The following is a 1,025-nucleotide window of genomic DNA, read 5'->3' on the forward strand; positions in this document are numbered from 1 at the left end:
TGCCGGATGACCCGAAGCCCGGCTTCCACCGCCTTCCTCCGCCCTTTCCGCTACGCTCCAAGGACGGAGGAAGGCGGTGGAGGAGTTGCACTTCTAACTTGACGGTGGGCATGTAAGTTATTGCAACCTTACGTCAGGTATTATTGGGTATTCAAAAGCAATCAACCGCAGAATACCCTTACTTTTCCTATTGGTTGTCCTCAAATCATTTTTCATAAACAGATGCCGCTCTATATCCCTGAACTAAACACGTCCCAAGACAGACTGGCTATCAGCGGTCAGGTTAATTTCCCGTCACACCTATATGCAAACGGAAACGTAGAAATGATAGTGGTGGTATTCCATCCTCATGCGATGAGTCTGTTTCTGAATCTACCCACATCGCTTTTCTACAACCAGGAGGTTTCCGGCTATAGCCTGGAAAATAAGAAATTAAATGAACTGGCTATACGGATATCCGGTTGTGAAGATAATTCTGTCTGTATAAACTATATCGAAAAATGGTTATTGTCACAAATTGCCAACAACTTGTCCGAAACTTCATATAACATCAAGAGAATGGATGCTGCTATACGGCAGATATACAGTTTTCCTCAAACAACCGTAACCGAATTGTCTTCCATTACCTGTCTAAGCAAAAAACAGTTTGAACGGTTGTTCCATTCATTGGTGGGCATGAATCCCAAAGAATATGCCCGTATCGTCCGATTCCAAAAGGCTTTGGCACAAATGCAGCATCAAACGGGCAAAGAAATTAGCCAGGCACAAATAGCATACACAAGCGGCTATTCCGACCAATCGCACTTCATACGCGAGTTTAAGAAGCTCAGCGGATATACACCTATGTCTTTATTAAAAGTTTCAGCCCCTTATTCTGATTTGTTTACCAATCCTGTATAAATAACTTGTTTGCGGAATTAGTTCCTATGTTTGTAATGTGCTAGCAAAATAGCATAAAGCCAAGAGAATTATTAAATTTGTAAATGAAAGAAATAACTTAATAAAACCTATGACTTTATGCGTAA

The 1,025-nt window shown here is 41.4% G+C and carries 1 protein-coding gene; it reads left to right on the forward strand.

Features of this window, described 5'->3' with window-relative positions:
• Positions 1–120: 120 nt before the first annotated feature.
• Positions 121–900: a helix-turn-helix domain-containing protein gene (locus tag B5F71_RS19475; RefSeq protein WP_087213646.1), complete on the forward strand. Its 780-nt coding sequence runs from the start codon at positions 121–123 to the stop codon at positions 898–900.
• The last annotated feature ends 125 nt before the right edge of the window (positions 901–1,025 follow it).

Origin of the sequence: Bacteroides sp. An269 (assembly GCF_002159755.1) — a bacterium.
GTDB classification, from domain to species: Bacteria; Bacteroidota; Bacteroidia; order Bacteroidales; family Bacteroidaceae; genus Phocaeicola; species Phocaeicola intestinalis.